The sequence below is a fragment of the Pseudomonas sp. EA_65y_Pfl1_P113 genome (assembly GCF_963970525.1).
GTDB lineage: Bacteria > Pseudomonadota > Gammaproteobacteria > Pseudomonadales > Pseudomonadaceae > Aquipseudomonas > Aquipseudomonas tritici.
Genome location: NZ_CAXAQM010000241.1, coordinates 1 through 606, shown reverse-complemented (window position 1 = coordinate 606; position 606 = coordinate 1). Strand labels below are relative to the sequence as shown.

1 protein-coding gene is annotated in these 606 nt (G+C 69.6%); it reads right to left on the bottom strand.

All coding sequences use genetic code 11. The annotated features are described in order from the left end of the window. Window positions 1-606: hypothetical protein (locus tag AACY52_RS29360; protein WP_339561227.1), on the bottom strand; the 606-nt coding region annotated here is incomplete at both ends.

Here is a 606-nt window from a genome sequence, read left to right as displayed (position 1 = left end):
CGCCCGTCATGCTGTTCTATTTCCTCGCCAGCCTCGTCTGGCGCGGCCAGGAGATGCGCATGATCGCGCAGGCCATGGCCCAGGTGGCGATTCGCTTCTCCGAGCCGGAAGGCTCGGCCGCCGATTCCATGGTGACGGTCGGCCAGGCCATCCGCCGCGAGGTCGCGGCGATGGGCGACGGCATCGAGCGCGCCATCGCGCAGCCGCGCGGGCACCCCGAACACACCCACCGCGCGCTCGCGCACCAGATCGACATAGCGCGCGCCCAACGCACCTTGCCGCCGCGCCTTGCGGACCAAAGCGGCGGCATTGTCGATCAGCGCGGTCTTGCCGAACGCAATCGCGCGCTCGCGCCGCCGTGGCGCGCCGAACCGCGCGGTCGCCTGGATGCCGGCGAGCAGCACCGCCGCCGCGACCGCCAACGTCATCGCAAGGAAGGGCGGCTCGAACGCCAGCTTGAGCGGCGTCCGCGACCGGCCAAAGCCGTTCAGCGTCACGTCGAACAGCACCGATTTTGCGCCCGTCGCATTGAGAAAATCGAGCAACGCCAACGCCGACCGCGCCTGTTTCGGGTCCCGCATCGCAATGTTCGACAGCAAATCGGGG